Origin of the sequence: Aquirufa sp. (genome assembly GCF_044377215.1) — a bacterium.
Taxonomy (GTDB): domain Bacteria; phylum Bacteroidota; class Bacteroidia; order Cytophagales; family Spirosomataceae; genus Aquirufa.
In genome coordinates, this window is sequence record NZ_JBILJM010000004.1 from 105,544 (window position 1) to 113,574 (window position 8,031).

The window sequence follows — 8,031 nt, forward strand, 5'->3', positions numbered from 1 at the left end:
CAAATATCGAATGAAAAATCTTTTAATCCTTTATTTAGCGCTGATTCCTCTGCAATTCATGGGGCAAGGGATCAAATTGACGCAAAATTCACGGTTAGCTGTTCAGAAATCAGGCCAAAATTTGTTGAATGCGCTAGCAGGAGGCATGAATGCGACCCAGTTTGAATCGGTCGATTTGACTCTAGATGGTCGGGAAGATATCGTTACTTTTGATCGTACCACGGAGCAGCGGGCTGTTTTTGTGAACCAACAATCAGGCTTTGTGTATGATCCAGTTTTGTCGAGTCAGTTGCCTAAATTCACCCATTGGATGCGTTTTGTTGATTACGACAATGATGGTAGAAAAGATTTGTTTTGTGCCGCACCTGCAGGTATTCAAGTATTTAGAAATACCAGTACGCGTGGTAATCTTTCATTTGAATCGATTGCAAATCCACTATATACGGAAGGTTTTTCTGGTCGGATAAATCTCTATGTTTCCAATGTGGATATTCCAGCCATTGCTGATATCGATGGCGATGGGGATGTGGATGTACTCGCATTTGACCCCAGTGGACACTATGTGGAGTTTCACCAAAACCAGTCTAAACAATCAGGTAAGGTTCTAGATTTTAAGAAAATTGGGGATTGTTGGGGTGACTTTGTCGTTCGTTCATGTGGAGATATTGTTTTAGGAACGCCATGTTCTGCGGATATTGCCTTGGAGTCTGTCCAACAGCCCAACCGAACCTTTCATGCGGGTAATTCGCTCAGTGTGCTATTTCGCAATGGAATTCCTGATTTGGTTTATGGGCATATTGGCTGTCGAGATCTTATTTATCTAACAAATGAGGGGACTCGAAACTCCCCCAAGTTTACCAAATTTACCGTTGGATTTCCTAATTCAGTAAATCTTGGGACATTTCTACACGCATCCGTGATAGATGTGACGGGTGATGCCCAACCTGAACTGATCGCTTCCTTGTTTTCAACGGACAACAATGGATATATGCAGGACTTCCAGCAGTCAAATGTTCTTTTTTCGAATGTTAATGGTACCTGGGTGGCATCAGCAAAGACTTTTTTACAAGCTGAGATGATTGATGTAGGGGAGCAGGCGAGCCCATGTTTTTGGGATGCTGATCAAGACGGCGATTTGGATTTACTAGTTGCTAATGCTGGAATTAGGGAAGGAAACGAGGTGAAAGCTTCCATTAGTTTTTTTGAGAATAAGGCTGGCGTATTTGTATTTATTACTTCGGATTATTTGAAGTTAAAAGATCAGTTAAATGCAACCAATTTAATGCTGCAAACCATTGATTATAATTATGATGGAACTAAAGATTTAATTCTATCGGGTCAAACAAGTCTAGGACCACGTGTTTTTGTCTTATTCAAGTCGGGTTTAAAGGCGGTAGATATTCCTGAGTTGGGATTCAATGAGGTGCCTATTTTTACGGATTGGAATCAGGATTCCCAGATTGATTTGCTCATTGTTAATCGAGCGGGCAAAGTTAGAACCAATGGAAATTCGGATTGGGGGAAGTTAGGTGCGCTAACGGATTGGCGTTTACGCAGTTTTTCGATGGCTGATTTGGATGGTGATGGTTCAATTGAATTTATAGGACTAGATCAAGATGGGGCAGTGCACATAGGAAATTTTGATACCGTGAAAAATGAATTAGTTTGGAAAACACAGGATTTTGCAGGGATATCAGTAGGTCGCAATGCGCGAATTTTGTGTGAAGATTATAATTCCGACGGTAAGAAAGATTTGATTTTTGGTACCGGTGCTGGCGGTGTCCTCATCTATGATAATCAATCAAGTTCACCTGTTTGGGATAATCTGAAGACATCTATTTTTCAAATTTGGCCTAATCCGGCCGAGGATTTTAGCTATGTTCTCTCCAATGTGGCAGGTACAATACATTGGGTTGATATGACGGGAAAAATTATTGAGCAACGAAATACCAAGCCGAGTGAAGTAATTCGATTTGACACCAAAGGGCTTAGTAGAGGTGTTTATTTACTCCGATTTGTTTCAGATACTGGCCAAACAGAAACGCAAAAGTTTGTGCTGAATTAGAAAAACTTTCCTGCACCTAAGACAATTTGACGCAGGCTGACGACGATAATGACGATGCCAACTAATATCATCATGCTTTTTACGGGAAGTTTGTTGGCTAATCGGGCTGCAATGGGTGCAGCAACAACTCCACCTAGAATTAATCCAGCAATTACTTGCCAGTAGCCGAGACCAATGACCGTGAAAAAGGTTAGTGATGAGGCTAGTGAAACGAAAAATTCGGTCAAATTAACGCTACCAATCGTATATTTTGGATGACGTCCCGATGCAATTAATGTGGAGGAAACGATTGGTCCCCAGCCACCTCCGCCGATTGAGTCTAGGTAACCCCCGAAAAGTGCTAACCATCCCACACGTTTTAGTTGACGTTTTTCTTGTCGTTTAACCAATGCTTTCCGGATGATAATCGCTCCTAAAAATAAGGTATAAATGGATACGATCGGTTTAATGTATCCTGAATAATCTTCTAAGGACGAAAGGACGTATGCGCCTAAAATTGCGCCTATTATGCCGGGTATCACGAGCGTCCTGAAAAGTTTCGAATTTACGTTGCCGAATTTCAAATGCATATAGCCTGAAACGCCCGAAGTAAATACTTCAGATGCATGCACACTGGCTGAAGCAGCGGCGGGGGTAATACCCACCGACATTAAGAATGTGGTTGCAGTCACGCCATAAGCCATTCCCAAGGCGCCATCAATCATTTGAGCAATGAATCCACCTAAGATGTAGTATAAAATTTCTGAATTGACAGTGCTAAATACGGCAATTACGTTTTCGGCAGTTAGGTAACTGAAAATTAAATGCCCTACAATCATGAGGGCTAAGGCATTGCTAATGTGAATGATTACTTCCGTAAGGCTACGTTCTCGTTTCCAAATGATGTTTATCGCTTTTAATAAACTAGGAAATTTTGGCTTGTTGGGCGTGGAGTCAGTTTGTAATGACATACGGTTAAATGATTATCCTACAAAACTAATAGACTTTATTTAATCTACCAATAAAGTAGAGTAAATATTTTTCACAAAAATTCCCGTAAATTGCATGCCCTTTTGAAAAACAAATAGTTATATGCGTTCAGAGTATCAATTTCGTGACATCGAAAAAGCTTGGCAAGGATTTTGGGAGCAAAACCAAACATTCAAAGCACAAGTAAATCCCAATAAACCTAAGTATTATGTGCTAGACATGTTTCCTTATCCTTCGGGTGCTGGATTGCATGTTGGCCATCCACTCGGGTACATTGCATCAGATATCATGGCGCGTTATAAGCGTTTGAAAGGGTATGAAGTGTTGCACCCGATGGGATTTGATTCCTTTGGTTTACCTGCGGAGCAATATGCAATCCAAACAGGCCAGCATCCCGCGATAACAACTGAACAAAACATTACGCGTTATATTGAGCAATTGAAAAACATGGGTTTTTCATTCGATTGGTCACGAGAGGTGCGTACATCTGATGCTTCTTACTATAAATGGACGCAATGGATATTTATGCAATTATTCAATTCTTGGTATAATCAAGAGTCGGATAAAGCGGAGTCGATTGAATCCTTAAAGGACATTTTGAATGTTAAAGGTTCTGTTGGCCTGAAAGCAGTTTGCGAAGATGATGTTGAGCGTATTTCAGCTGAGGTTTGGAATGCAATGGGTGAGGATGAGCAGTATGCCTATTTATTGAATTTTCGTTTGGCTTATTTGGATGATTCGGTTGTCAACTGGTGTCCACAATTAGGTACAGTTTTAGCGAATGATGAAGTGAAAGATGGCCTTTCTGAGCGTGGAGGATATCCTGTTGAGCAGAAAAAAATGCGTCAATGGTCCATGCGCATTACAGCATATGCGGATCGTTTATTACGTGGCTTGGAGGAGGTAGATTGGTCGGATTCATTGAAAGAACAACAGCGTAACTGGATAGGAAAGTCGATTGGTACGGATGTTGAATTTGCGATTGAAGGTATTTCAGATAAGAAAATCAAAGTTTTTACAACACGTGTAGATACCATTTACGGGGTTTCATTTATGGTTTTGGCACCAGAGCATGAGTGGGTGGCGGAATTAACGAAGCCAGGCCAACAAGCTGATGTGGATGCTTACATTACCTGGACAAAGTCACGTTCTGAATTAGATCGTGTTTCGGAGGTTAAAACAGTTTCTGGTGTATTCACGGGATCGTATGTGATTAACCCATTAAATAATGAGCGCGTGCCATTGTTCTTGGCTGATTATGTATTGGCGGGTTATGGAACGGGTGCGGTTATGGGTGTGCCTTCAGGTGATCAACGTGATTGGAATTTTGCCAAACATTTTGATTTGCCTATTCCAACTATTTTGGATGGACAAAAAGATATAGATAAGCAGGCTGATAATACCAAAGAGGGAAAATACATTAACTCGGGTATTATTAATGGCATGGGGTATAAAGAGGCTACGGATACATTAATTCAGTGGTTGGAGGAACGAGGAATTGGAAAGGGAAAAGTGCAGTATCGGATGCGCAATGCGGTATTTTCACGCCAACGGTATTGGGGAGAGCCGGTGCCGGTTTATTTCAAGCCTACTGCTACTGGCCAACTATTACCTTATTTGATTCAGGAATCTGAGTTGCCTTTGGAATTGCCTAAAATCGACACGTATTTACCTACAGAAACAGGGGAGCCACCTTTAGGGCGAGCTGCGGATTCATGGAAATACCAAGGTCAGTATGATTACGAGTGGTCGACAATGCCAGGTTGGGCAGGATCTTCTTGGTACTGGTATCGCTACATGGATGCTCAGAATGGTTCTGAGTTTGCCTCTAAAGATGCTGTCAATTACTGGAAAGCCGTCGATTTATATATCGGTGGTTCAGAACATGCGACCGGACACTTGTTATATTCTCGTTTTTGGAATAAGTTCTTGAAGGATTTAGGCTATGTAGCTGAGGAAGAATTTGCCAAGAAATTGATCAACCAAGGAATGATTCAAGGTCGGTCAAATTTCGTTTATCGTTTGAAAAATTCAGATAAGGTGACTTTTGTTTCTCATGGTTTGAAAGATCAATATGATGTAGCTGCGTTGCACGTGGATGTGAATATTGTGGAGAATGACATATTAGACGTAGAAGAATTTAAGCGTTCTCGAAATGATGTTCCTTCAGATGCGCAATTTATCTTGGAGGATGGCAAATATATCTGCGGTTGGGAAGTCGAGAAAATGTCCAAATCGAAATTTAACGTGGTTAATCCGGATGATTTAATTGCCAAATACGGTGCGGATACCTTACGTGTATATGAGATGTTTTTGGGGCCATTGGAGCAATTCAAGCCTTGGAATACGAATTCGATTTCAGGATCACATAACTTCTTACGCAAGGTATGGCGTTTATTCTTTGATGAGCAGGCTCAAAAATCGGTTTTGGTGGATTCACCTGCAACGCCTGAAGAATTAAAAGTATTGCATACGGCAATTCGTAAGGTGCAAGATGATTTGGAGCGTTATTCATTTAATACGGTCGTTTCAACTTTGATGATTTGTGTGAATGATTTAGGCCAATTGAAATGTCATAAGAAATCGGTTCTTCGTGAACTAGTCTTATTGCTTTCCCCTTATGCACCACATGTGGCAGAAGAATTATGGTTGGCCTTAGGCGAAGAGGCTGGTAGTATTTCCCACGCCAAATTCCCTGTATTTAATCCGGAGTTCTTGGTGGAAAACGAATTTAATTATCCCATTTCATTCAATGGTAAGGTGAAGTTGACCTTAGCCTTTTCAGCCACAGCAAGTCCTGCGGAAGTGGAGGCGGCGGTGCTGGCTAATGAGCAAGTCCAGAAACATTTGGATGGGAAAGCCCCATCCAAGGTGATTGTTGTACCGAAACGGATTGTCAATATTGTTTTAGGAAAATAGATCGAAGGGGCTGAGGAATCAGCCCTTTTTAGTTTTGGACGACTAAATCAATGATTTTAAATAGCGTGAGGCAAAAGGTCATCAAGCCGAGTGTCCATTTTATGTTTGATTTCATTGTCTTTTCAATGGTGGCCTCCATTCTTGACTCAAAAGAAATGAATCTCGCCTCTAAGGTTTCGAATCTCGCTTCGAGCGTTTGAAACTTACCTTCAAGTGCATGAAATTTGCCTTCAAGGGCATAGAATCTACTTTCAAGATGATGGAATTTTACCTCAAGTTCAGAAAAGTCTAATCGTAGCTGTGCTACATCCGCGGCCAACTCATCCAATCGCATTTCGAAATGATTGATGTGATTGAATGCTGATTTCAATAAAAGTGTATTGACATCTTGATCTGACAACGCTTCTCCATTTGAAAATTTGTTTTCAATCAGCTGTATTCGAGGCTGAATCATTTCTAGGAGCTGATTCTCAATTTTGGTATTCTTTCTCATTATCCGGGCTAGGTTTGATAAATCAAATTTCCCACGATAAAATCCCGTTTCCTATTCAATAAATGACTAATCGAAAGATTATTAGTTTAATGATTTAATCCACTCACGGATGAGCGCGACGCCCTCTTGATGTATAATAGACCGACCGAGTTCCGGCATCATGACGCCCGGATCATGTGAATTCATGCGGTAATGTAGAATGCTTTCGGCAGGTTTTCCTGCAACAATATCATATTGTAATCCACCCGAACCCCGGCCCGCCGCCACAGGTGATTTCATCATCCCATATGCCGTTGTGCCATAATAGCGGTAATCAAGAAATAAGCCAGAGCTTTTTGCAGGCCCTTTCGGGTTGTGGCAATGCGCACAATTGATATCTAAATAAGCTTTAACGCGTTCATTTAATGATGCACTTTCGTCTATATACGAAACAAATTGTGGACGGGATGTTGCAACGTCACGCATTTGATTCGTCCGACTCCAATAGTCCAATTGGTTTTCATTCCCGTGCGCATACTGCATCGATGCATTCATCTGCCGCGCTGAAGGACCTATCGGAGTCATCGTGCCATCGCGCTCGTGACATCCCTTACATTGATTAACATTGGGTACAACATAATTCACCTGCTGCTTTTTGCCTTGTTGGTTCTTAAACTCCACCAAACTTGTTCCTCCAGCCACCTCTAAATACGCCTCCGTTTGCTCCTCATTCCAAATATAAGGTAAGGCCACCCAGCCCGTTGGTTCATGGCTGAGGATACGTGTTTCCATGAGGCGCCGACTGCCATTAGGTTTGCGCTCATCCATGGGAAAATAAAAGGTTTTAGCAATACGGGTACCTACTGGAAATTGGAATACCGAATCGGGATTGTAAGCCACAGATTTGCCCGATGGCAATTGTATAAAACGTAATTTATGTGCGTAATCTGAAAATAAAGGAGATATTAACTCATAGGGAGTCACACCGGAATGGGGGAATTGATTTTTCAATTCCCCTTCAAACAAGCCATAATCCGATAATTTACTCGGAAATTTCGGCCCCGGTTGATAAGAAAATAAGCCCAATAACAAGATAAATCCTAGGTATCGCATCGCTAAAATTGATTCGATTTGACATATTCCTGTACACAATCAAGCTCCTTGGGATTGCGACGCACGTTCTTAAAATCATGTTCCGCATCCATATTAGCCACAGATTGGTTTAAATTTTGATGCACGCAAATCCGATGCTGAGGTAAATATTGCCCATCACTTCCACAGCGCGTTGAATCCAATACGCCATCATAAACGATATGTGGTACATCACGACCAAAACGTAGTTTGAATCGGTAGATCTGTGCAAAGCGTCCCTCTAACGGAACGCGTCCAAGCCTACGCTCAAAGGTGTTTTTGTATACCGAAATGGCGGTCGGGTAGGGGTCATATTCTTTATCTTTAATGGCTATTTCTGCCATGAAATAAGAAATGATACCTACGCCGACAGTGCGATGATTTAAGATTTTATTGTCGAAAATGTCCACGTTGCTCGTCGCAAGAATTAACATGCCAGTTCCGCGGGGAACTTTGCCAACAATATTGCCTTTTG

General features: G+C 41.6%; 5 protein-coding genes and 1 pseudogene. 2 read left to right on the top strand and 4 right to left on the bottom strand.

The features are described 5' to 3' along the window. Positions 1 to 10: 10 nt before the first annotated feature. Entirely contained in the window at positions 11 to 2,065 is a 2,055-nt protein-coding gene (locus ACIQ6T_RS02940; RefSeq protein ID WP_395784054.1) for a T9SS type A sorting domain-containing protein, read from the top strand. Here ACIQ6T_RS02940 and ACIQ6T_RS02945 read toward each other — a convergent pair. Further along, the gene (locus ACIQ6T_RS02945) at positions 2,062 to 3,015 is read right to left on the bottom strand and encodes a sulfite exporter TauE/SafE family protein (protein ID WP_395784056.1); all 954 of its coding nucleotides are present in this window, start codon (positions 3,013 to 3,015) and stop codon (positions 2,062 to 2,064) included. The two genes, ACIQ6T_RS02940 and ACIQ6T_RS02945, sit on opposite strands and share 4 nt — an antisense overlap. Before the next feature lie 121 nt (positions 3,016 to 3,136). On the opposite strand from ACIQ6T_RS02945, the gene leuS reads away from it, so the two are divergent. Continuing rightward, a complete protein-coding gene (leuS, locus tag ACIQ6T_RS02950) occupies positions 3,137 to 5,953 on the top strand; it encodes a leucine--tRNA ligase (protein ID WP_395784058.1) in 2,817 nt (938 codons plus the stop codon). 28 nt (positions 5,954 to 5,981) lie between these two features. Here the strand turns inward: leuS and ACIQ6T_RS02955 are convergent, their stop codons facing one another. The 3 genes and pseudogenes from ACIQ6T_RS02955 to ACIQ6T_RS02965 all read right to left on the bottom strand — a co-directional run. After that, positions 5,982 to 6,446: a hypothetical protein gene (locus ACIQ6T_RS02955; protein ID WP_395784060.1), complete on the bottom strand. Its 465-nt coding sequence runs from the start codon at positions 6,444 to 6,446 to the stop codon at positions 5,982 to 5,984. 81 nt (positions 6,447 to 6,527) lie between these two features. Further along, positions 6,528 to 7,538 (bottom strand): SO2930 family diheme c-type cytochrome, encoded by a 1,011-nt coding sequence (locus tag ACIQ6T_RS02960; RefSeq protein ID WP_395784062.1) that lies wholly within the window; start codon positions 7,536 to 7,538, stop codon positions 6,528 to 6,530. A gap of 2 nt (positions 7,539 to 7,540) precedes the next feature. Then, positions 7,541 to 8,031 (bottom strand): annotated as a pseudogene (locus tag ACIQ6T_RS02965) (hypothetical protein); the annotation flags it as partial.

What these genes read in the sequence shown, in the direction of transcription:
- ACIQ6T_RS02960 (WP_395784062.1), bottom strand. Translation starts at nt 7,538, where the DNA reads ATGCGATACCTAGGATTTATCTTGTTATTGGGCTTATTTTCTTATCAA.
- ACIQ6T_RS02940 (WP_395784054.1), top strand. Translation starts at nt 11, where the DNA reads ATGAAAAATCTTTTAATCCTTTATTTAGCGCTGATTCCTCTGCAATTC.
- ACIQ6T_RS02945 (WP_395784056.1), bottom strand. Translation starts at nt 3,015, where the DNA reads ATGTCATTACAAACTGACTCCACGCCCAACAAGCCAAAATTTCCTAGT.
- ACIQ6T_RS02955 (WP_395784060.1), bottom strand. Translation starts at nt 6,446, where the DNA reads ATGAGAAAGAATACCAAAATTGAGAATCAGCTCCTAGAAATGATTCAG.
- leuS (WP_395784058.1), top strand. Translation starts at nt 3,137, where the DNA reads ATGCGTTCAGAGTATCAATTTCGTGACATCGAAAAAGCTTGGCAAGGA.